Raw genomic sequence first — 22,487 nt, 5'->3', positions numbered from 1 at the left:
CCGCAAGGGCTGCGAGACTCGGGTCATGTTGGAGACCTCGGCACGTCTGCTCCGCCTGCTCTCCCTGCTGCAGGCCCACCGGGAGTGGTCCGGCGCGGAGCTCGCCGGCCGGCTCGATGTCACCCCGCGCACGGTGCGCCGGGACATCGACCGGCTGCGCGAGCTGGGCTACCCCGTCCACTCCACGCCCGGGACGGCTGGCGGCTACCGCCTCGGTGCGGGCGCCGAACTCCCACCGCTGCTGCTGGACGACGAGGAGGCGGTGGCGGTCGCGGTCGGGCTGCGCACCGCCGCGGCCGGTGGTGTCGACGGCATCGAGGAGGCCTCCGTACGGGCGCTGGCGAAGCTGGAGCAGGTGCTGCCGCACCGGCTGCGGCGCCGGGTCGGTGCGCTGACCGCCTTCACCGTGCCGATACTCGACGCGGGCGGCCCCCGGGCCGACCCGCACACCCTCACCGAGCTCGCGCACGCCTGTCGGGACGGCCAGCGGTTCCGCTGCGACTACACCGCCCATGACGGCACGGTCTCCCGCCGCACCGTGGAACCGCACCGCCTGGTCTGCGCCCGGCGCCACTGGTACCTCGTCGCCTGGGACGTGGACCGCGCGGACTGGCGCACCTTCCGCGCCGACCGCATCACCCCCACCCCGCCGCACGGGCCGCGCTTCACACCCCGTGAGCCCCCGGCCGAGGACCTCGCCGCGTATGTCTCCCAGGGCATCTCCACCCGCGTCTACGCGCGCCGGGCCACCGTGCTGCTGCATGCCCCGCTGGAGCGGGCCGCGGAGCGTCTCAGCCCGGCCGCCGGGGTGCTCGAAGCGGTCGACGAGCAGCACTGTCTGCTGCGTACCGGGGCGCACAGTCTCGAACTGATGGTGCTCCACATCGTGCTGACGGGTTTTGACTTCGAGGTCCGTGAGCCGCCGGAGCTTGTCGGCCAGGTACGGGAGATCAGGGACCGTTTGTCCCGGGCGCTGGCACCGTCACCGGCTGCTTCCCCACCTCCGGATGGTGCAGATCGAACGCGGGAGCCTCGGAGCGGATCCTCGGCAGGGTCGTGAAGTTGTGCCGGGGCGGCGGTGAGGAGGTCGCCCACTCCAGGGACCGGCCGAAGCCCCAGGGGTCGTCCCTGGTGATCCTGGCGCCGTACTGGGTGGTCTTCCAGACGTTGTAGAGGAAGGGCAGCGTGGACAGGCCGAGCAGGAAGGAGCCGACGGTGGAGAAGGTGTTCAGGGCCGTGAAGCCGTCGGCGGCCAGATAGTCGGCGTACCGGCGGGGCATGCCCTCCACCCCCAGCCAGTGCTGGACGAGGAATGTGGTGTGGAAGCCGACGAACAGCGTCCAGAAATGGATCTTTCCCAGGCGTTCGTCGAGCATCTTGCCGGTGAATTTCGGCCACCAGAAGTAGAAGCCCGCGTAGGTGGCGAAGACGACCGTCCCGAAGACGACGTAGTGGAAGTGGCCGACGACGAAGTACGAGTCGGTGACGTGGAAGTCCATCGGCGGTGAGGCCAGGATGACGCCGGTCAGCCCGCCGAACAGAAAGCTCACCAGGAACCCGATCGACCAGAGCATCGGCGTCTCGAACGACACCGAGCCGTGCCACATGGTGCCGATCCAGTTGAAGAACTTCACCCCGGTCGGTGCCGCGATCAGGAACGACATGATGGAGAAGAACGGCAGCAGCACCGCCCCGGTCACGAACATGTGGTGCGCCCAGACCATCACCGACAGGGCCGTGATGGCCATCGTCGCGCCGATCAGCATGGTGTAACCGAAGATCGGCTTGCGGGAGAAGACCGGGATGATCTCCGTGATGATGCCGAAGAACGGCAGCGCGATGATGTAGACCTCGGGATGGCCGAAGAACCAGAACAGGTGCTGCCACAGCAGCGCCCCGCCCCACTGCGCGTCGAAGACCACCGCACCGAACTGCCGGTCCGCCTCCAGCACCAGCAGCGCGGCCGCCAGCACGGGGAAGGCCATCAGCACCAGGATCGAGGTGAAGAGGATGTTCCAGGTGAACACCGGCATCCGGAACATCGTCATGCCGGGTGCCCGCAGCACGATGATCGTGGTGATGAAGTTGACGGCTCCGAGGATGGTGCCGAACCCGGCGAGCGCCAGGCCCATGATCCACATATCGGCGCCGATGCCGGGGGAGCGGACCATCGAGTTGAGCGGGGCGTAGGCCGTCCACCCGAAGGCCGGACCGCCGAAGGGCGTCAGGAAGCTGCCCAGCACGATCAGGCCGCCGAAGAGGAACAGCCAGTACGAGAGCATGTTCAGCCGCGGGAAGGCCACATCGGGCGAGCCGATCTGCAAGGGCATGATCTCGTTCGCGAAACCGGCGAACGCGGGGGTGGCGAACAGCAGCAGCATGATCGTGCCGTGCATGGTCACCGCCTGGTTGAACTGCTCCGCGTTGATGATCTGCAGCCCGGGACGGGCCAGTTCGGCCCGCATCACCATCGCCAGCAGGCCGCCCACCAGGAAGAACCCGAACGCGGTGATCAGGTAGAGGTGACCGATCTTCTTGTGGTCGGTGGTCGTCAGCCAGTCCACCAGCACCGAGCCGAGGCGCCGCGCCGCGGGGGGCCGCACGCTCGCCCGGCCGGTGTCCGTAACCATCCGCTGCACCTCGTTCGTCGACGGTGGACTGGGGCCCGGTCATGATGCTCGCGCGGGGGACGCAGTGCGAGAGGGCGCTCCGGTCCGTTCCGGTGGGATCCGGCGGGGGGCTGGACGGCGGGGCCGGGGGCGGGTGCGGGCCCGGTAAGCGGGGTGATGGGCGATGTGCGGAAAATGTGTGTGGAGTGTGTCTCGTTGGCTAATTTCCGGACGGCCGATAAAGGCCGTCGGGTAAAGGCAATCCCGAACTGACAGGGGATTGTTTTCGGACGGCGCGTCGCGTTGACCGGATGGACTGAGTCCGTTCCGTGTTCGATCAAGGCGGAATTCCGGCCGATTGATTTTCCACCCGGTTGCGCGGTCACGCGGCGCGTACGGGTGACGGAAGTTCCGGCAAACGCCCGAACGATCGCTGTGACACAAGTGTGACCAATACCGGACCGGGAAGTCACCGAGGCGTGCGAGGGCGGCCCTTCCACGGACCGTCGAGGGCGCCTACGGTGGCTGTCATGGACGTACCGAACCTCCCGGACAACCCTCAGGACGACATCGAGGCGTATGTCGGCCTCGCCCAGCAGGACGCCGAGGAGCAGGCGAGAGCGCGTGGCTGGACCACCGTCCGCTCGCTGCCGCCGGGCGCCATCATCACGATGGAGTACCTGGCCGGCCGGCTCAACTTCGAGGTCAAGGACGGCGAGGTGCACCGCACCTGGCAGGGCTGAGCACCGCTACCGACGACGAAGGCCCCGGCCGCTCCCAGGAGCGGCCGGGGCCTTCGCTGCGGGGTGAGGGTGTGTGCGTACCGGCCCCGCGGCCCGTGGGGCGGTCAGCCGCTTCCGTTGCGGCCGCGCCCGGACGTCGGACTCATCGGTGTGGTGCGCGGGACGCGGTCCGCGTGCGGCGGCCGCCGGCTGCCCGCCGGGGTGGCCGGAGTGCGCTCCGAGCGGATGGAGTACGGGCGCGACGGGTGGTGCGGCCAGCCGTCCGGGGTGTGCCCGGAGCCGGCACGGCCGCCCGTGCCGGCGGAGATCGTCTCGCGGACGAGCACCTCGCCGTCGGAGGCGAGGCGCTGCCGGGACACGCCGGGCGCCAGCGAGCCGGCCGGCAGCGGGCCGCGCAGCGAATCGGGGCGCAGCCGCAGCCACAGCCGCAGCAGGATGCCCATGAGGCGGTCCTCGAACCAGGTGATCGCGGGCTCCAGCCAGGGCATCGCCAGCAGCACCAACAGCCCCGCGGCCCAGCCGAGCAGCACATCGCTGACCCAGTGCGTACCGAGGTAGACCGTGGTCATGCCGACGCCCAGGGCGCCCAGTGCGGCGATCACCGACAGCGTGCGGCGGCGCAGCGAGGTGGTCGCCAGGTAGGCCAGCACACCCCAGGTGACCACGGCGTTCGCGGTGTGACCCGAGGGGAATATGTCGCCGCCGAGCCACATCTCGTGGGAGCCGACCACGGTCGCGTAGTGCGGGCCGAGCCGGCCCATGCCGATCTTGGCGGCGCCCACGGTGATGTTCAGCAGCAGCAGTGAGGCGCCGAGCACCAGCAGCGGGTGGAGGTTGCGCTGACGCCAGCAGCGCCAGCCCAGCCAGGCAGCCACCGCCACCGCGGTCGGTCCGCGCTGGCCCAGTACAACGAAGTAGTCGAGGAAGGCATGGATCTCAGGCCACTGCTTGTAGGGCCTGAAGAACATGACTTGCCAGTCGAGCGTGACCAGCCATGAAGTGGCCAGCACTCCGACCACGATCGCGAGATATACCGCCAGCGTTCCCCACAGCAGCCACAGGCGGGTCCGGGTCATGCGGGGTGGTCGGACGCGATCGGTCGGGCGCTGCTCCTCCATCTGGTCGAGCTTGTCATCGGTACGCACTCAATCGACGTTACCGCGTGTGATGTAGCTGCTTGGTCAAACTGTGCGCTTTGTAATGACGATGTGATGTGGAATGCGTCTCAAACGAGGCTTCGCCACAGGGATTTGGAGCGGAATTCCCGGCGATTCTCAATCCCTTCCCGGCGTGCGCGTGTCGTCACCCTGAGCGCCTTATCTGCTTTTCCCCTCCGGAGTTTATCGGCTATTTGCTCGCGGGTTGCGCGACGTTTCCTCCCGGCGACGGTCACGGAACGGGGTTCTTTGGTCACACGGCGTGCTGTCGGGGGTGTCACGGGGGGCCCGAGCCGTTCAGCCAGAACGCCCCGTAGGCCGCGGAGCCCGCCGCCATCAGCACGATGACCAGCCAGGACCACACCGGGCGCCATCGCGCGAGCGCCACCGCCAGGGGCAGCAGCAGCGGATAGGCCGGCAGCATCAGCCGTGGCTTGGACCCGAAGTAGCCCTTGGCGGTCAGCGCGAGCAGCAGCACCGTCCCGCCGTAGACCGCCAGCGGCAGCGGCTGCCCCTGCCGTACCCCGCGGACGTAGAGCCAGATCACCAGTCCGACGCCGACGGCCAGTCCGAGCCCGGCCGCGAACGTGGGCCCCGACAGCTGCTGCCAGACGAAGGAGCCGAACGCGATGCCCCCGTCGAAGCCGTTGCCCCAGCCCTCCTGGACCTCCAGATAGCCGGTGAACGAGCCCTGCCGCGCCCCCACCCACAGGAAGAAGCCGCACCAGCCGAGCGGGGCGAGCAGCGCCCCGGGCAGCATGCCCGGGTGCCGGCGCAGCGCCGCGCGCGGCCCCGCCCCGCCGGCCCGCTCCCGCCACAGCGTCACCGCCGCGGTGATCCACACGGCCGCCACCACCGCCGCACCCACCGGGCGGGTCAGCCCGGCCAACGAGGCCAGCACCCCCGCCCAGACCCAGCGCCCGGTCAGCACGGCGTACACCCCCCAGGCCGCGAGCGCGGTGAACAGCGACTCCGAGTACGCCATCGACTGCACGATCCCGACCGGCAGCGCGGCCCACAGCGCCGCCAGCGCGACCCCGGCCCGCGGCCCGTGCAGCCGCTCACCCGTCGAGTACAGCGCCCAGGCCGCACCCAGCGACGTCACCCAGGCCACCACCATCCCGGCGTCGGCGGCCGACAGCGGGGAGAGCGCCGACAGCCCGCGCTCCAGCCAGGGCAGCAGCGGGAAGAAGGCCAGGTTGGAGTGCACATCGCCGTCGGGCAGCGCGACGGTGTAGCCGTAGCCCTGCTCCGCGACCCGGGAGTACCAGAGAGAGTCCCAGCGGGCGGTCAGCAGCGTGTGCCAGCTCTTGCCGTCGGCCGCCGACCAGAGGGCGAGGACGATGACGCCCAGCGCCCGGATCGCCGCGTACGCCAGCAGCGCGGGCGCGGCCCGGCGCAGCGCGGCCCGTACGACGGGTCCCTCGCACCGGGTCCGGCCGGGAACGGCGACGGAGGCAAGATCGTTCATCGGGACGATTATCCAGGTGGCCGAAGAACGACTGCCGACGGTGGGTGGGGGAACGCGCAGCCCTGCGATGAGCGTCTCATCGTGAGGTGAGCCACGCGGCACTCCTCGGGACTCGCGTAGTCTGACGTCTCAACTCGCCCGTGCCGCCGGTTCGCCCGGGGCGTTTTCGCGCCCTGTTCCGTGGCCGCGAGAGCATGACTGGAGGTGCTGCATGTCCGGGACGACCGCGTCCGGCAGTGGACGGACGGCTGGTGTTCCCCGGCTTTCAGGTGGCGGTGCGAACCGCTGGACCGTGCTGATCGTGCTCTGCGTCAGCCTGCTCTTCGTCGCGCTGGACACCACGATCCTGTACGTCGCCGTGCCCTCGGTCACCGAGGACCTGCGGCCGGGACCGGTCGAGCTCCTCTGGATCGTCGACGTCTATCCGCTGATCGCGGCGTCGCTGCTGATCCTCTTCGGCACCCTCGGCGACCGCGTCGGCCGCCGCCGCATCCTCCTTCTCGGCTACGGCCTCTTCGGCCTGGCCTCGGCCGCCGCCGCGCTCGCGCCCAATCCGCAGATCCTGATGGTGGCCCGTGCCCTGCTCGGCATCGGCGGCGCCATGATCATGCCGGCGACGCTGTCGATCCTGCGGCAGGTCTTCCCCGACCGGCGCGAGCGCGCGGTCGCCATCGGTGTGTGGAGCGCGGTGGCCGCGGTCGGTGCCGCGGTCGGCCCGGTCCTCGGCGGCTTCCTCGTGGAGAACTTCTGGTGGGGCTCGGTCTTCCTCATCAACATCCCGATGATGGCCGCGATGCTGCTGATAGGAGGGTGGCTGCTGCCGGAGTCGCGCGGTGAGCGCAACGGCCCCTGGGACGTGATCGGCGCGATCGTCGCGGCGCTCGGTGTGCTGGGGATCGTCCTCGGCGTCAAGCGGATCGGCAGCGGCGCGGCCGTGGTCGGTCCGACGACGCTGCTGCCCATCGTCCTCGGCGTCCTGCTGCTGATCCTCTTCGTCCGCCGCCAGCGCCGCCGCACGCATCCGCTGATCGATGTGCGGCTGTTCGCCAGGCCCGCGTTCGGCACCTCCGTCGGCTGCATCGTGCTGGCCATGCTCGCCCTGGTGGGTCTGCAGCTGATCGCCGTTCAGTACCTCCAACTCGTCCTCGGACTGAGCCCCCTGCAGACCGGGCTGCGGATGCTGCCGCTGGTCTTCGCCGCGATGGCCGCCGGCCTCACCGGCTCGAAGATGCTGCAGGCCATCGGGCCGCGCGCGATGGTCTCCCTCGGCTTCGTGCTGACCGCCGTCGCGGTGCTCTGTCTGACCGCGATGAGCAGTCAGGACCGCCCCTGGCTGCTGTCCCTGGGCTTTGTGCTGCTCGGCTTCGGCTTCCAGTCCACGCTGTTCGGTGCCTACGAGTCGATGCTCAGCGAGGCTCCCGCCGAGCAGTCCGGCGGTGCCGCCGCGATCGGGGAGACCTCCTACCAGCTCGGCGCCGGTATCGGTGTGGCACTGCTCGGCAGCGTCATGAACGCCGCCTACGCCCCGGGTCTGAACCATGTGGACGGCGTCCCCGAGCGGGCCACCGCCTCGGCGGCGCACTCGCTCGGCGAGGCCTACAAGGTCGCCGCCGGCCTGGGCGGAGCCGCCCGCACCGCGCTGCGGGAGGCCGCCCGGGACTCCTTCGTCCGCGGGCTGCACGTCACCCTCATCGCCAGCGCCGTGCTGCTGCTGGTCGGCGCGGGGATCGCGCTGCGGCTGCCGCGCCGGGCGGCGGACTCCACGGAGCGGGCGGAGGCGGACGGCGAACCCGCCCCGGGCGAGGGCACGGGCGGGGCCGGCCGCGGCAGCAGCGAGCCCGCCCCGGCGAATTCCGGCCGCTGACCCCCGGCTCCCCGCACCGGGCGTACCTGCTCCGCCGCGCGGCGGTGACCCTTGCCGCGCGGCACCGCGGGCCGTACCGTCGGAAGCGCAAATAACTACCACTGCTAGTTTTTCGCGCTGATCCGCCGGAGGCCCCGCCATGTCCGCAAAGCCGTCCTCGACGCTGCCGCCGTTCGACCCCAGCGACCCCCTGGGCCTGGACGATCTGCTGACCGACGAGGACCGGGCGGTCCGGGACACCGTCCGCCGGTGGGCCACCGACCGTGTGCTGCCGGAGATCTCCGACTGGTACGAGCGCGGCGAACTGCCCGGCATCCGCGAACTCGCCCGGGAGCTCGGTTCCCTCGGCGCGCTCGGAATGTCCCTGACCGGCTACGGCTGCGCGGGCGCCTCCGCCGTCCAGTACGGCCTGGCCTGTCTGGAGCTGGAGGCCGCCGACTCCGGTATCCGCTCACTGGTCTCCGTCCAGGGCTCGCTGGCGATGTACGCGATCTGGCGCTTCGGCTCCGAGGAGCAGAAGCAGCAGTGGCTGCCGCGGATGGCGGCCGGCGAGATCATCGGCTGCTTCGGGCTGACCGAGCCCGACATCGGCTCCGACCCCGCCGCGATGCGGACGTACGCCAAGCGCGACGGGGGCGACTGGGTGCTCACCGGGCGCAAGATGTGGATCACCAATGGCTCGGTGGCCGGTGTCGCGGTTGTCTGGGCCCGGACGGACGACGGCATCCGCGGCTTCGTCGTCCCGGCCGGCACCCCCGGCTTCTCGGCCCCCGAGATCAAGCACAAGTGGTCGCTGCGGGCGTCCGTCACCAGCGAACTCGTCCTCGACGAGGTGCGCCTGCCAGCCGACGCCGTACTCCCCGAGGCCACCGGACTGCGCGGCCCGCTCGGCTGTCTCAGCCACGCCCGTTACGGCATCGTCTGGGGCTCCATGGGGGCCGCGCGCGCCAGTTTCGAGGCGGCGCTGGACTACGCGAAGACACGGGAGCAGTTCGGCAAGCCGATCGGGGGCTTCCAGCTCACCCAGGCCAAGCTCGCCGACATGGCGCTCGAACTGCACAAGGGGATCCTGCTGGCCCATCATCTGGGGCAGCGGATGGACGCGGGGCGGCTGCGCCCCGAGCAGATCAGTTTCGGCAAGCTGAACAATGTACGGGAGGCGATCGAGATCTGCCGCACGGCCCGGACGATCCTCGGTGCCAACGGGATCTCGCTGGAGTACCCCGTCATGCGGCATGCGACCAACCTCGAATCGGTGCTCACCTACGAGGGCACCGTCGAGATGCACCAGCTGGTGCTGGGCAAGGCGCTCACCGGTCTGGACGCCTTCCGGTGAGCGGCCTCGCCCGCTGAGCGGGTCGCCGCACCGCCCGGGGGCCGGTCCGCCGGTGGCTTGTGCCGCGGGCCCCCGGACCCCCGGCCGGACACACGCGGGTCGTGCTCAACTCTGGTTGAAGAAACCGCCGTTGCGGTGGGCGCGGGCCTCACCGCTGACCACCCTGTAGTCGGCCGGGGTCAGCAGGAACACGCGGGTGGCGACCCGCTCGATCGAACCGCGCAGACCGAAGGTCAGGCCGGCCGCGAAGTCCACCACGCGCTTGGCGTCGGCGGACTCCATGGCCGTCAGGTTCACGATCACCGGGACGCCGTCCCGGAACAGCTCGCCGATGCCGCGGGCGTCCCGGAAGCTTTCCGGGGAGACCGTGGCGATGCGGGTGCCCTGGTCCTGGGCGGCCTCGTCGGCCACTCGGACCCGGGGGTCGGTGACCCAGGGGCTGCCGCCCGAGTCACCGGCATCGGGTCCCTCGGCGTAGTCGTCGTCGTAGTAGCGCTCGTCATCACTGTCGTCGACGAGGCCAAGCCAGGCACTCGCCTTGCGCACCGATCCCATTGACGCCTCCTCTCACCCGCGGTCTCTGCGTGTCCGCCCCTATCGTCGTTCATGAGGCGGAGGGTGTGCCAAGTGGATAGCCGCCGCACGGGGGGTTCGTGACACATCTGGTGCAAAGAGGGTGGCGCAGCATCAGCTTACGCGCCCCGTAACGAAACTGACAGTACGACGAACATCACGGTCGGTACTCTATCGGGTGACGGGGGCCGGAGGTGGCGACATCACGGAGCGGACCCTCGGGTCGGTTCATGCACGGGACCAGGGCAAATGCCAAGGGCCTCGGCGGCGGGCCACGAGATAGCCCGATGATCGGGAGACTGGCCCATCGGAGGGGTGTTGACGCCGCGTCGGATTCCGACCTGTGTCCACCGGACCCGCTTCCCTCGAAAGTTGCCCAGGCCGATTGTCCGACCATGGCGGCCGGAACCCGATGTTCCGGGTGCGGTTCACGCCCCCCGGTCGGGGTTCCGGGCGCATCATTCACGCCACCTTTCGCCGCATCCCCGGATCGTGGCGCCGATGGGGTCCGTGGAACGGTGCGGCCGCCCCACGGACCCCGGCTCAGCGGAGCTCCGGCGGGCTGATCCGCGAGGTCTCGATGGCCGAGGGGCCGGTGCCCCACTTCTTCAGGATCCGGCCGTAGGTGCCGTCCTTCTTCAGCCGGTTGACCGCGGCCCGGACGGCGGGCGCCAGCGGAGTGCCCTTCTTGAACGCGAAGCCGACGTCCAGCCGCTTGAACTCATTGAGGAAGCGCAGGCCCGGCTGCTGTTTCACCGCGTAGCGCAGCCCGTTGATGGTGCTCATCACGACATCGGTGCGGCCCTGCTGGAGCGAGATCCACAGGGCGCCCTGCTCGGCGTAGGTCTTGACGTCGTACGGCTTCTCGCCGGCCTTCTCGCACCGGTGCCGGTTCTCCTCCAGCGTCGCCTCGAAGGTGGTGCCCGCGCCGGTGGCGACCGTCAGCCCGCACAGCTGCTGCAGGGAGCGGACCTTCTTCAGCGGGCTGTCCTTGCGGACCGCGAAGCCCTGGCCGTCGTTGATGTACGTGACGAAGTCGATGGTCTGGCGGCGCTCGTCGGTGACGCCGAAGTTGCCGGTGCCCATGTCGTACTTGCCGCTGCCGAGGGCCGGCAGGATCGCCTCGAAGCTCGCCACCTCGCGGTCGATCGTGAGGCCGAGGACCTTGCCGACGGCGTTCGCGAAGTCGATGTCCTGACCGGCCAGGGTCTTGCCGTCGGCCAGATAGGTGGCGCCGGGCGGGGTGCCGACGCTGGTGGCGACGGAGAGGCGGCCCCGGGTGCGGACGTCCGCGGGCAGCAGTTCGGCGGCGGCCGGGTCCTTCTTGACGTCCGAGACCACGTCCGTGGTGGGGAGGCCGGCGTCGGCGGCCGCCGGTCCGGTGGCTCCGGCGCCGCCCGCGGAGCCGCCCGGGCCGCAGGCGGTGAGCGCCAGGACCGCGGTGGCCAGGAGGGCGGCGGTGCGCCGTGCGGTGGTGCGGGGCATAGCGGGGCTCATGGGCGCGGACTCTCCAGGTGCTTTTCGAACGGCAGCGGGCCGATCGACTCCGGGGCGGCGGACAGATCGAACAGGGGCCGGTAACCGGCGGCGAGATACAGACCCTTGGCCTCCGGCTGGCGCGGGCCGGTCGTCAGGTAGGCGCGGGTGTAGCCGCGGGCGGCGGCATCCCGTTCCAGGGCGTCGAGGACCCGCCGGGCCAGGCCGCGGCGGCGGTGTGCGGAGTGCGTCCAGATCCGTTTGAACTCGGCGGTGCGGGCGTCGTAGCGGCGGTAGGCGCCGCCGGCGACCGGGCTGCCGTCCGCCAGGAGCAGCAGGAACGCGCCTCGGGGCGGGGCGAACTCCTCGGCCGGGTACTCCAGGCTCAGATCGACGGGTTTCTCGTACCGGGTGCGGTATTCGTGGGTGAGTTCGTCCAGCAGGGGACGGGCGAGCGGATCGCCGACGGTGGTGTGCCGGAGCGTCAGGCGGGCGGCCGGCAGCGGGCGGGGCGCGGCGGTCACCGGGCCGCCTCCGGGACGGGCCGCGGCACCGGGTCCACGGCGGCGGACGGCCACGGAAGGGTGTCGGGCAGATCGTGGCGCAGCTGCGGCAGCACCTCGGCGGCGGTCAGCCGCAGTACCTCGGCCCTGCGGTGGAAGGGCAGCCCGGCGCTGTCCACGGAGAAGAACTGCAGCGCGTGGCCGTAGGCGGCATGCTGCTGGACGATCTTGTCGACGATCCGGCCTGGGGAGCCGACCAGCGCCGGACCGTGGTCCGCGGCCTCGTCCAGCGAGCGGAAGGGCGTGTTGTTGCCCGGTACGTCGCGGGCGGCGACGGCCGCTTCGTAGTACGGCGCGAACTCCCGGCGGGCGGTGCGGTCGTCGGCCGCGGCGTAGAGCGTGCCGCCCGAACCGACCACCGCCGCCGACGGATCGTGCCCGTAGTCCGCCCAGCGTGCGCGGTAACGGTCGATCAGCCGGGCGTAGTTGGCCACCGGCTGGATGACATTGGCGGCGAAGACCGGGTCGCCCCACAGGGCGGCCAGCTCCACCGAGCGTTCGCTGGTGGCGCTGCCGTGCCAGACGGTGGGCGGCTGCTGATACGGCCGGGGGAGCGTGGTCACCCCGTCGAGCGGTGCCCGGAAGCGGCCCGACCAGGTGACCTGTTCCTCGCTCCACAGCCGGCGCAGCAGCTCGTAGTTCTCCTCCTGCAGCGCGTACTGGTCGTCCGGCGCGCGGCCGAACAGCTGCCACGGCTCGGGGGCGTTGCCCTTGCCGATGGTCAGCTCCAGCCGGCCGCCGGAGAGCTGGTCGACGGTGGCGTAGTCCTCGGCGACCCGGACGGGGTCGAGGGTGGACAGCACGGTGACGGTGGTGAAGAGCCGGATCCGGTGGGTACGGGCGGCGATCGCGGCCAGCACGGCGGGCGGTGAGCTGGACAGGAACGGCGCACCGTGCCGCTCCCCGACACCGAAGGCGTCAAAGCCCAGCTCCTCGGCCAGCACGGCGAGTTCGATGACCTCCCGGAGGCGGTCGTGCGGGGTGGGGAGGTGCCCGGACCGCGCGTCCGGGACGTTGTCGATCAAAGTCATGACACCGAAGCGCATACTGCGCCCTTCTTCGAGCATGCCGAAGGAACAACACGACAGGAAAAACGGAAAGAGGACTGCGGGCAGAGCGAGGGGAGGGGTGCGCCGGACGGCGGCGCGAGGTGTGAAGGCGCGCGGTCGGGAAGAGAAAGAACCGCGGAACGGCCCGGCCTTACCGGCGACGGGCTTCAGGGCAGGGCGTCAGCTCAACAGGACGACGACCACACACGACCGAAGTCGATGTGGTCGCGGGTGACCAGCCGCTGCCATGGATACATGCGGCTAAGTGGAACAGGCATCCGTTTCCGCGTCAACCAGGATGTGACGCACCGCTCACAGTGTGGACAGCCTTGACAACCAGGCGTGTTCGCCCCATAGCCTCAAGGGCCGGTCGTGCTGAGGGGCACGGCCCGTTCTGCCTGTGTGAAGGCGCTCCACTCCCGTGCTCGCTCTCGGCATCCACGGAGCCTTCGCATGCCTTCCGACACCCTCGACGCCCGTACCGCATCCCCCGCGGCTCCGCCCGACGACGGCACCCCGCACCCCGTCCCCCGGATCGTGCCGCGCCGCCGCACCGGCCAGTGGGCCGCGGCCGCCGCCGTCCTCGCCCTGCTGGCCCTGGCGCTCACTTCCGTCGTCCGCAACGACGCCTTCCAATGGGACGTGGTCGCCGACTACTTCCTGACCACCGCCGTACTCCGCGGCCTGGGCCTCACCCTCTGGCTGACCGTGCTCGTCATGGCCCTGGGCTTTGTGCTCGGCACCCTGCTTGCGACGATGCGGCTGTCCGGCAACCCCGTCCTGCGCAGCGTCAGTTGGGGCTACGTCTGGCTCTTCCGGTCGATGCCGATCCTGGTGCAGCTGCTGTTCTGGTTCAACATCGGGGCGCTCTACCCGACGGTCCTCGGCATCAAGACCGTCGATCTGCTCGGCCCGATCACCATCGCCCTCATCGGGCTCACCCTGCACGAGGCCGCCTACGCCGCCGAGGTGGTCCGCGGCGGCATCCTCTCCGTCGACAAGGGCCAGCTGGAGGCCGCCCAGTCGCTGGGACTGGGCGCCTGGCGGCGGCTGCGCCGCATCGTGCTGCCGCAGGCGATGCGCTCGATCGTGCCGCCGGCCGGGAACATGCTGATCGGCACCCTCAAGGGCACCTCGATCGTCAGCGTCATCGCCGTCCAGGACCTGCTCTACTCCGTCCAGCTGGTCTACCACCGCACCTACCAGGTCATCCCGCTGCTGCTGGTCGCCACCCTCTGGTACATCGTGGTCACCTCCGCGCTCGGCGTGGGCCAGTACTACCTGGAGCGGCACTACGCCCGCGGGACGGCCGGTGCCCGATGAGCCGGTCCGCGAACCCGTCCGGCCGGCCGTCCGTGGTGATCGTGGGAGCCGGGCCGCGCGGCACCGGGCTGATCGAGCGGATCGCCGCCAACGCCCCCGAGCTGTACGGCGACGCGCCCCTCGACCTGCACCTCGTCGATCCCCATCCGCCCGGCGGCGGCCGCATCTGGCGCGCCGGCCAGTCGCCCCTGCTGTGGATGAACTCCACGGCCGAGGACGTCACCATGTTCACCGACGAGACCGTCGAACTGGACGGGCCGGTGCGGCCCGGCCCCTCGCTCGCCGAGTGGGCCCGCGGGGTGCGGTCCGGTGAGATCCCCGCCGGGCCCGGCCCGGCCGACGGCGCCGCGGCGCTCGGGCCCCGTGACTTCGCCGGCCGGCGGCTGCAGAGCGCCTATCTGAGCTGGGTGTACGAGCAATCGGTGGCCGCGCTGCCGCCGCGCGTCGCCGTCCATGAGCACCGGCGGACGGCGGTACGGGTCTCGGGCTCGCGCGAGGGCCGGCAGCAGGTGTGGCTGGCGGGCCGTCCGGCCCCGCTCCTCGCCGACCTCGTGGTGCTCGCACTGGGCCATCTGGAGGCCGAACTCCCGCCAGAGCAAAGGCAGTTGGCGGATTTCGCGGCCCGTCATGGTCTGACCCACCTGCCGCCCGCGTTCACCGCCGACACCGATCTGAGCGCGCTGCGGCCCGGCGAGCCGGTGCTCGTCCGCGGCTTCGGGCTGGCCTTCGTCGACCTCATGGTGCTGCTGACCGAGGGCCGCGGCGGCAGCTACACGACCGGAGCCGACGGGCAGCTGACCTACCGGCCCTCGGGGCGCGAGCCCGTCCTGCACGTCGGGTCACGGCGCGGGGTGCCCTACCACGCCAAGATCGGCTACGAACTGCACGGCGAACGGCCGCCGCTGCCGCGCTTCTTCGGGCCCGAGCAGGTCGACGCCCTGCTCGCCCGGCCCGGGACGGACCTCGACTTCCGGCGCGACATCTGGCCGCTGATCGACAAGGAACTGGGCTACGCCCACTACCACCGGCTGTTCACCGCCCACCCCGGGCGCACCCGGATGAACTGGCCCGACTTCGAGGAGAAATACGCCGCCGCCGACCCCGGCGGCGCCGCCCTCCAGGCCCTGGTCGGCGCCGCGGTCCCGGACCCCGCCGACCGCCTCGACCTGGCGGCCCTGGACCATCCGCTGGCCGGTCTGCGCTACCCCGACGGCGCGTCGCTGCAAGAGGGGCTGCGCGGTTATATCGAGGCCGACCTGGCCCGCCGTCACGACCCCGCGCACAGCCCCGACCTGGCGGTCTTCCTCGCCCTGCTGTCGGTCTACGGCCAGCTGGTGCGGATCGGCGACCGCGGCCCCTGGTGGCACGGCTTCTTCAGCTATCTGGCCTCCGGCCCGCCGGGACCGCGCCTACGGCAGCTGCTCGCGCTCTCCCGGGCCGGTGTGGTGCGCTTCCTCGGCGCCGGGACGACCGTCACCGCGGACGAACGGCGCGGGGTGTTCCGTGCCGAGAGCGCCAGTGTGCCGGGGGAGTCGACCGAGGCGCGGGCGCTGGTGGAGGCGCGGCTCCCCGAGCCGACCGTCGCGCACACCCGGGACGCCCTGCTGCGCGCCCTGTACGCCGACGGCGCGGCCACGACGCGCACCGGGCTGCTGGCGGTGTCCGCCGCCGACGGCCGGGTGCTGGACCGGTCCGGCCGCCCGCATCCCCGCCGCTTCGCCCTCGGCCCGCACACCGACGCCCGCTCCGGCGGCGCCTTCGCCCGGCCCCGTACCAACGCACCCGCCTTCCGGCAGAACGACGCCACCGCGCGGGCGCTGCTCACCTTCCTCCGGGACCGGGCCGCCCCGCCCGTGACCACCCTCCCCGTCCGCCGCGCACCCGTCACCGAGGAATCCCATGCCGCTGACCAGTGACATCCCCGTCGAGCAGGCCGCTCCCCAACGGGCCGGACCACCGGGGGCGGACGACCCGGCGGCCCTGAAGGTCGTCCCCGTACGCCACCCCTGGCGCTGGGCCGCGATCGTGGTGACGGCGGTGCTGATCGCCCAGTTCGTGCACGGTCTGGTCACCAACCCGGCCTGGGAATGGGCGGTGTTCGCCCAGTTCTTCACCGCGGAGACGGTGCTCAAGGCGGTCTGGGTCACCCTCCAGCTCACCGTCTACGGCACCGCCCTCGGCTTTGCGCTGGGTGTCGTGCTGGCCTTCATGCGGCTGTCCGGCAGCCCGTTCCTGCGCTGGGTCGCGTTCGGCTACATCTGGGCCTTCCGCTCCATCCCGCTGATCGTCCAGCTGCTGTTCTGGTTCAACCTCGCCTATCTCTACAAGCGCCTGGAGTTCGGTATCCCCTTCGGGCCCGGCTTCTTCCACGTCGACACCATGGGCCTGGTCGGGGCGATGGGCGCGGCGGTGCTGGGCCTGGCGCTGCACCAGGCCGCGTACGCCGCCGAGATCGTGCGCGGCGGGGTGCTGGCCGTGGACGGCGGACAGCTGGAGGCGGCCGCGGCCCTCGGCATCCCCCGGCTGCGACAGCTGCGCCGCATCGTGCTGCCGCAGGCGATGCGCTCGATCCTGCCGAACGCCACCAACGAGGTCATCTCCCTCTTCAAGGGCACCTCGATCGTCTCCGTCATGGCGATCGGCGAGCTCTTCTACCAGGTCCAGGTCATCTACGGACGGAACGGCCGGGTCGTGCCCCTGCTGATGGTGGCCACCGCCTGGTACGTCCTCCTCACCACGGTGCTCTCCGTCCTCCAGCACTACGTGGAACGTCACTTCTCCAAGGGAGCCACCCGATGAGCCCACAGGGCGCGATGGTCGAGGTCCGCTCGGTCCACAAGAGCTTCGGCCCGCTCGATGTCCTCAAGGGGGTGGATCTGGACGTCCGTACCGGCGAGGTCACCGTCGTCCTCGGCCCGTCCGGCTCGGGCAAGTCCACCCTGCTGCGCACCATCAACCACCTGGAGAAGGTCGACAGCGGCTCGGTGAGCGTGGGCGGGGCGCTGGTGGGATACCGGCGGTCCGGCAACAAGCTCTACGAGCTGCGCGAGCGCGAGATCCTCAAGCAGCGCACGGAGATCGGCTTCGTCTTCCAGAACTTCCACCTCTTCCCGCATCTGACGGTGCTGGAGAACGTCACTGAGGCCCCGGTCTCCGCGCTCCGTCGCCCGAAGAAGGAGGCCGTCGAGGCCGCCCGCACCCTGCTCGCGCGGGTCGGTCTCGCCGAGAAGGCTGACGCCTACCCCCGGCAGCTCTCCGGCGGCCAGCAGCAGCGGGTCGCCATCGCCCGCGCGCTCGCCCTGGAGCCCAAGCTGCTGCTCTTCGACGAGCCGACCTCCGCGCTCGACCCGGAGCTGGTCGGCGAGGTCCTCGATGTCATCAAGGACCTGGCGCACCAGGGCACCACGATGATCGTCGTCACCCATGAGATCGGCTTCGCCCGTGAGGTCGCCGACACCGTGGTCTTCATGGACGGCGGGCGGATCGTCGAGCAGGGCCCGCCCGGCGAGGTCCTCGACCGTCCGCGCCATGAGCGCACCAAGTCCTTTCTCTCCAAGGTCCTGTGAACATGAGGAGTCATCCGTTGAACCGCCGCACCCTGACCACCGCCCTCGCGCTCGCCGCCGGCTCCGTACTGCTGACCGCCTGCGGTGGCGGCGCGGCACCGGGCGGGGGCAGCGAGCAGGTCGCCGCCGCCGGTGCGACCGGACGGAAGATCAATATCGGTCCCGACCAGCACCGCATCCACGGCACCAAGGACCCTGAGACCGCCGCGCTGGTGCCCGCCCGGGTCCGTGAAACCGGCGCCCTGCGGATCGGGGTGAGCGCCGACGGCAGCCCGCCGCTGACCTTCCACGCCACCGACGACAAGACCCTCATCGGCGTCGAGGAGGACATCGCCACCCTCGTCGCCGACGCCCTCGGCCTCAAGCCCCGCTTCGAGCCGCTGTCCTGGGAGAACCTCTTCGTCGGTCTGGACAGCGGCAAGCTGGACGCGGTGTTCTCCAATGTCACCGTCACCGAGGAGCGCAAGGAGAAGTACGACTTCGCCACCTACCGGCTCGATCAGCTGGCGATGGAGGCGAAGAAGGGCAGCGGCTGGCGGGTCCGCGGGCCCAAGGACGTCGCGGGCCGGACCATCGCGGTCGACTCCGGCACCAACCAGGAGAAGATCCTGGTCGACTGGAGCAAGGAGAACGAGAAGGCCGGCCGCGAGCCGGTCGACATCAAGTACTTCCACAAGCCCTCCGACACCTACCTCGCGCTCCAGTCGGGCCGTCTCGACGGCTTCTTCGGCCCGAACCCGACCGCCGCGTACCACGTGAACACCGCGGGCCAGACGGAGCTCGTCGGCACCTTCTCCGGGGGCGGTGACCGCGTCCAGGGCAAGATCGCCGCCACCACGAAGAAGGGCAGCGGCCTGGTCAAGGCCTATGCCGCCGCTCTGCAGAAGGTCATCGACAACGGCCGCTACGGCAAGGTGCTGGCGCGCTGGGGGCTGACCGGCGAGCACCTGAAGACCTCGCAGATCAACCCGCCCGGCCTGCCCAGGACCGCCAACTGACCGGCGCCCGGCGCAGAAAGGAAGGCCCACCCATGTCCCTGCCCCCACGCCCGCTGCATCTGGCCGTCGCGCTGGACGCCCCGTCACGGCCCGGTGCGGACCACGACGCGGCGGACCACGACGCGGCGCACTTCGTGGCGCTCGCCCGGCTCGCCGAGCGCGGCACCCTCGACTTCGTCACCCTCGGCGACAGCTTCACCCGCCCCGGACTCGACGCGCTCGCCGTACTGGCCCGGGTCGCGCCCACCACCCAACACCTCGGCCTGGTCCCCACCGTCACCACCACCCACACCGAGCCGTTCCATGTCTCCACCGCCGTCGCCACCCTGGACTGGGTCAGCCGCGGCCGGGCCGGCTGGACCGTCGGGGTGTCCACCACCGAGGCCGATGCCGCGCTCTTCGGCCGCCGGAGTGCGGCCCCGCCCGCCGAGGTCTGGCGCGAGGCCGGTGAGGTCGCCGATGTCGCCGCCCGGCTGTGGGACAGCTGGGAGGACGACGCCGAGATCCGCGACCGGGCGACCGGCCGGTTCATCGACCGGGACAAGCTCCACCACGTCGACTTCACCGGCGGCTCCTTCACCGTCCGCGGTCCCTCCATCGTCCCCAGACCCCCGCAGGGCCGGCCGGTCATCGTCGTCGAGGTGACCGGAACGGCGGCGGACGCCGCAGCGCCGGCGGACCGGGTGCTGCACGAGGTGGCCGCCGCCCACGCCGATGTCGCACTGGTCCGCGCGGAGGATCCGCAGACCGCCGGCGCTGCCCGCGCCGAGCTGCGCGAACGGGCCCGCGCGCACGGCCGGGACCCCGGCAGCCTGGTCGTCCTCGCCTCGCTGCCGGTCGAGCTGGACAGCTCGGCGGACGCCGTCGGGCTCGCCGACCTGATCCGTGACTGGCACGCCGACGGCGCCGCCGACGGCTTCCATCTGCGGCCCGCCGACCCGGCCCGCGGCCTCGGGCTGCTCGTCGACGGCACCGTCCCCGTGCTCCGGCACCGTGGCCTGCTGCGCCGCGGCTACGCCGGCGCCACGCTGCGCGAGCACCTCGGCCTGCCGCGCCCCGCCAACCGCTATGCCCTCGCCCGGGAGGCCTCCTGATGAGCCCGGCCCGCCCCGGCCCCGAAGCGCGGGGCCGCAAGCAGATACACCTCGCCGCGCACTTCCCCGGTGTCAACAACACCACCGTCTGGGCCGACCCCCGGTCGGAGAGCCAGATCGCCTTCTCCTCCTTCGAGCATCTCGCCCGCACCGCCGAGCGCGGTCTGTTCGACTTCTTCTTCCTGGCTGAGGGGCTGCGGCTGCGGGAGCACAAGGGCCGCGTCCACGACCTCGACGTGGTCGGCAGACCCGAGTCGGTCACCCTGCTCAACGCGCTGGCGGCGGTCACCGACCGGCTCGGCCTGGCCGCCACCGTCAACGCCACCTTCAACGAGCCCTATGAACTCGCCCGCCGGCTCGCCTCCCTCGACCATCTCAGCGGCGGCCGGGCGGCCTGGAACGTCGTCACCACCTCCGACGCCTTCACCGGCGAGAACTTCCGCCGCGGCGGCTACCTCGACCGCGCCGACCGCTACACCCGTGCGGCCGAATTCGTCGCCACGGCACGGGAGTTGTGGGATTCCTGGACGGACGGCGGGCGGCCCCGGCCGGTCGACCACCACGGCGAACACTTCACGGTCCGCGGCGAGTTCACCGTGCCGCGCAGCCCGCAGGGCCACCCCGTCGTCATCCAGGCCGGGGACTCGCCCGAGGGCCGGGAGTTCGCCGCCTCCGCCGCCGACGTGATCTTCACCCGGCACAGCGGGCCGGAGGCCGGGCGCGCTTTCTTTGCCGACGTCAAGGGCCGGCTCGCGGCGTACGGCCGGCGGCCCGCCGACCTCAAGATCATGCCGGGGGTCACCTTCGTCCTCGGCGACACCGCGGCCGAGGCCCAGGAGCAGGCCGCCGAGATCCGCCGCCGGCAGGTCTCCCCGCAGAACGCCCTGCTGGCCGCGGAGCAGATCTGGGGTGTCGACCTGTCCTCGTACGACCCCGACGGGCCGCTGCCGGACATCGACCCGGACCCCGGCAGCGAGCTGGCGCAGGGCCGCGTCCGGATCGCCGACCCGAAGGCCGTGGCGGACTCGTGGCGGGCGCTGTCGCGCGCCAAGGGCCTGTCCCTCCGCGAGACGGTCATCGAGACCACCGGCCGGCAGTCCTTCATCGGCACCCCGGAGGCCGTCGCCGCGGAGATGGACGCCCATGTGCAGACCGGTGCCGCCGACGGGTTCATCCTGGTGCCCCATCTGACGCCCGGTGGTCTGGACGCCTTCGTCGACCGTGTCGTACCGCTGCTCCAGGAGCGCGGTGTCCACCGCACGGAGTACTCCGGCACGACGCTGCGCGCCCACTTGGGGCTGCCGGAGTCCGCGCCGCGGGCGGGGGAGCGGAACCGCAACGTCCACTGATCCGTCCAAGCCTCGACCGAGGGGGTCAGCGCCGCCCCGGCAGCCGTCAACGCGGCTGCCGGGGCGGAGTGCTGGGGGCGGTGGGGAGATTGCGGCCCTGTGTCGGGCGTGAGACATCCGTGCGGACCTCTTGCGCTGCGGGGGTGGTGCGCCCGAGACTCCGCTCAGCGCTTGTCAGGGGCACGCTGAAAATGAACGTGCGGATTCCCGCGTGCCCTTCGGCTGCGCCTCACGGGCTGCCCACCGGCGGCCCCCCGATCCCCTCGGAGGAATCAGTGAGGAACGAGCGCACCACCCCCCGCAGCGGCATAGCGAGACGCACCCGGCTGATCGCCGTGGCGTCCGGACTGGTGGCCGTCGGTGCCATCGCCGTCCCCACCGCCAACGCACAGAACCCCGCCCCCGCAACGACGTTCAGCGCCGCTCAGCTCACCGCCGCCGGCAACGCGGTACGTGCCGCGGATGTCCCGGGCACCGCGTGGCGGGTCGACAGCGCGACCCGCACTCTGGTCGTCACCGCCGACCGCACGGTCTCCCGGGCCGAGATCGCCAGGATCGAGCGGGCCGCGGGCAGCAACGCCGACGCGGTCCGTATCGACCGCGTCGCGGGCACCTTCCGCAAGTTCATCTCCGGCGGCGACGCCGTCTACGCCACCAGCTGGCGCTGCTCGCTCGGCTTCAACGTCCGCAGCGGCAGCACCTATTACTTCCTGACGGCCGGGCACTGCACCGACGGCAACCCGCCGTGGTACACCAACTCCTCGCACACCACGAGCATCGGTCCGACCGCAGGCTCCAGCTTCCCCGGCAACGACTACGGCATCGTGAAGTACACGAACTCCTCCGTGGCCCACGCCGGCACGGTCGGCAGCCAGGACATCACCAGCGCCGGCAACCCGACCGTCGGCCAGTCGGTCACCCGCCGGGGCTCCACCACCGGCACCCACAGCGGCAAGGTCACCGCACTGAACGCCACCGTCAACTACGGCGGCGGCGACATCGTCTCCGGCCTCATCCAGACCACGGTCTGTGCCGAGCCCGGCGACAGCGGCGGTCCCCTCTACTCCGGGACCAAGGCACTCGGCCTCACCTCCGGAGGCAGCGGTGACTGCACCTCCGGCGGCACCACGTTCTTCCAGCCCGTCACCGAGGCGCTGAGCGCCTACGGCGTCAGCGTCTACTGACGCCGGCCGGCTGAGTCCGTACGGACCCGGGATCGCGCGGCCCGGGTCCGCACGGGAGATCCCTGCACGGAACGCCGGACGGCTCCGGCGGTACGAGGGCCCCCGTCCGCCGGCGGACGGGGGCCCGGCCGC

Annotated in this window: 19 protein-coding genes; 12 read left to right on the top strand and 7 right to left on the bottom strand. The window is 71.5% G+C overall.

Annotated elements, in window-relative coordinates; all coding sequences use genetic code 11:
• Positions 1–25: 25 nt before the first annotated feature.
• Positions 26–1,060: a helix-turn-helix transcriptional regulator gene (locus tag NUT86_RS10205; protein WP_274734752.1), complete on the top strand. Its 1,035-nt coding sequence runs from the start codon at positions 26–28 to the stop codon at positions 1,058–1,060.
• Here NUT86_RS10205 and ctaD read toward each other — a convergent pair.
• Positions 951–2,630: an aa3-type cytochrome oxidase subunit I gene (gene ctaD, locus NUT86_RS10200; protein ID WP_109888827.1), complete on the bottom strand. Its 1,680-nt coding sequence runs from the start codon at positions 2,628–2,630 to the stop codon at positions 951–953. The two genes, NUT86_RS10205 and ctaD, sit on opposite strands and share 110 nt — an antisense overlap.
• 509 nt (positions 2,631–3,139) lie before the next feature.
• Between ctaD and NUT86_RS10195 the strand changes: the two genes are divergently transcribed.
• Positions 3,140–3,352 (top strand): I78 family peptidase inhibitor, encoded by a 213-nt coding sequence (locus NUT86_RS10195; RefSeq protein WP_018087928.1) that lies wholly within the window; start codon positions 3,140–3,142, stop codon positions 3,350–3,352.
• A 104-nt stretch (positions 3,353–3,456) separates the two neighbouring features.
• On the opposite strand, the gene NUT86_RS10190 is transcribed toward NUT86_RS10195, so the two are convergent.
• Complete coding sequence (locus tag NUT86_RS10190; protein WP_018087927.1) at positions 3,457–4,497, bottom strand: phosphatase PAP2 family protein; 1,041 nt, start codon at positions 4,495–4,497, stop codon at positions 3,457–3,459.
• A gap of 289 nt (positions 4,498–4,786) precedes the next feature.
• Complete coding sequence (locus NUT86_RS10185; RefSeq protein ID WP_274734751.1) at positions 4,787–5,980, bottom strand: hypothetical protein; 1,194 nt, start codon at positions 5,978–5,980, stop codon at positions 4,787–4,789.
• A 211-nt stretch (positions 5,981–6,191) separates the two neighbouring features.
• Here NUT86_RS10185 and NUT86_RS10180 point away from each other — a divergent pair, with 211 nt between their 5' ends.
• Positions 6,192–7,844: an MFS transporter gene (locus NUT86_RS10180; protein WP_274734750.1), complete on the top strand. Its 1,653-nt coding sequence runs from the start codon at positions 6,192–6,194 to the stop codon at positions 7,842–7,844.
• 139 nt (positions 7,845–7,983) lie between these two features.
• Complete coding sequence (locus tag NUT86_RS10175; protein WP_093647980.1) at positions 7,984–9,180, top strand: acyl-CoA dehydrogenase family protein; 1,197 nt, start codon at positions 7,984–7,986, stop codon at positions 9,178–9,180.
• Positions 9,181–9,285: 105 nt separating this feature from the next.
• Here NUT86_RS10175 and NUT86_RS10170 read toward each other — a convergent pair whose 3' ends face one another.
• The 4 genes from NUT86_RS10170 to NUT86_RS10155 all read right to left on the bottom strand — a co-directional run bounded on the left by NUT86_RS10170 (position 9,286) and on the right by NUT86_RS10155 (position 12,838).
• On the bottom strand, positions 9,286–9,735 hold the full coding sequence (locus NUT86_RS10170; protein WP_018087923.1) for a cell division protein SepF: 450 nt from the start codon (positions 9,733–9,735) through the stop codon (positions 9,286–9,288).
• 561 nt (positions 9,736–10,296) lie between these two features.
• Complete coding sequence (locus NUT86_RS10165) at positions 10,297–11,238, bottom strand: ABC transporter substrate-binding protein (protein WP_274734749.1); 942 nt, start codon at positions 11,236–11,238, stop codon at positions 10,297–10,299.
• An 8-nt stretch (positions 11,239–11,246) separates the two neighbouring features.
• Positions 11,247–11,753 (bottom strand): GNAT family N-acetyltransferase, encoded by a 507-nt coding sequence (locus NUT86_RS10160; RefSeq protein WP_274734748.1) that lies wholly within the window; start codon positions 11,751–11,753, stop codon positions 11,247–11,249.
• Entirely contained in the window at positions 11,750–12,838 is a 1,089-nt protein-coding gene (locus NUT86_RS10155) for an LLM class flavin-dependent oxidoreductase (protein WP_274734747.1), read from the bottom strand. Before NUT86_RS10155 ends, NUT86_RS10160 begins: the two co-directional genes overlap by 4 nt.
• 456 nt (positions 12,839–13,294) lie before the next feature.
• On the opposite strand from NUT86_RS10155, the gene NUT86_RS10150 reads away from it, so the two are divergent.
• The 8 genes from NUT86_RS10150 (at position 13,295) to NUT86_RS10115 (ending at position 22,355) form a co-directional block, all read left to right on the top strand.
• On the top strand, positions 13,295–14,164 hold the full coding sequence (locus NUT86_RS10150; RefSeq protein WP_274734746.1) for an amino acid ABC transporter permease: 870 nt from the start codon (positions 13,295–13,297) through the stop codon (positions 14,162–14,164).
• Positions 14,161–16,080: an FAD/NAD(P)-binding protein gene (locus NUT86_RS10145; RefSeq protein ID WP_274734745.1), complete on the top strand. Its 1,920-nt coding sequence runs from the start codon at positions 14,161–14,163 to the stop codon at positions 16,078–16,080. Before NUT86_RS10150 ends, NUT86_RS10145 begins: the two co-directional genes overlap by 4 nt.
• Complete coding sequence (locus NUT86_RS10140) at positions 16,064–16,963, top strand: amino acid ABC transporter permease (protein ID WP_159490180.1); 900 nt, start codon at positions 16,064–16,066, stop codon at positions 16,961–16,963. The genes NUT86_RS10145 and NUT86_RS10140 overlap by 17 nt, the downstream gene beginning before the upstream one ends.
• Positions 16,960–17,730 carry an amino acid ABC transporter ATP-binding protein gene (locus NUT86_RS10135; RefSeq protein WP_274734744.1) on the top strand — a complete coding sequence of 257 codons (771 nt, stop codon included), beginning with the start codon at positions 16,960–16,962 and terminating at the stop codon, positions 17,728–17,730. The genes NUT86_RS10140 and NUT86_RS10135 overlap by 4 nt, the downstream gene beginning before the upstream one ends.
• A 2-nt stretch (positions 17,731–17,732) precedes the next feature.
• The gene (locus NUT86_RS10130; protein ID WP_446750758.1) at positions 17,733–18,728 is read left to right on the top strand and encodes an ABC transporter substrate-binding protein; all 996 of its coding nucleotides are present in this window, start codon (positions 17,733–17,735) and stop codon (positions 18,726–18,728) included.
• Between the two features lie 32 nt (positions 18,729–18,760).
• Positions 18,761–19,822 carry an LLM class flavin-dependent oxidoreductase gene (locus NUT86_RS10125; RefSeq protein ID WP_274734742.1) on the top strand — a complete coding sequence of 354 codons (1,062 nt, stop codon included), beginning with the start codon at positions 18,761–18,763 and terminating at the stop codon, positions 19,820–19,822.
• Positions 19,822–21,171, top strand: a complete 1,350-nt coding sequence (locus tag NUT86_RS10120; protein WP_274734741.1) for an NtaA/DmoA family FMN-dependent monooxygenase — start codon at positions 19,822–19,824, stop codon at positions 21,169–21,171. The genes NUT86_RS10125 and NUT86_RS10120 overlap by 1 nt, the downstream gene beginning before the upstream one ends.
• 275 nt (positions 21,172–21,446) lie before the next feature.
• Complete coding sequence (locus NUT86_RS10115; protein ID WP_274734740.1) at positions 21,447–22,355, top strand: S1 family peptidase; 909 nt, start codon at positions 21,447–21,449, stop codon at positions 22,353–22,355.
• The last annotated feature ends 132 nt before the right edge of the window (positions 22,356–22,487 follow it).

The sequence above is a fragment of the Streptomyces sp. G7(2002) genome (assembly GCF_028870195.1).
Classification (GTDB): domain Bacteria; phylum Actinomycetota; class Actinomycetes; order Streptomycetales; family Streptomycetaceae; genus Streptomyces; species Streptomyces nigrescens.
The sequence above is the reverse complement of the archived record's forward strand: the minus strand, read 5'-3'. Positions and strand labels throughout refer to the sequence as shown.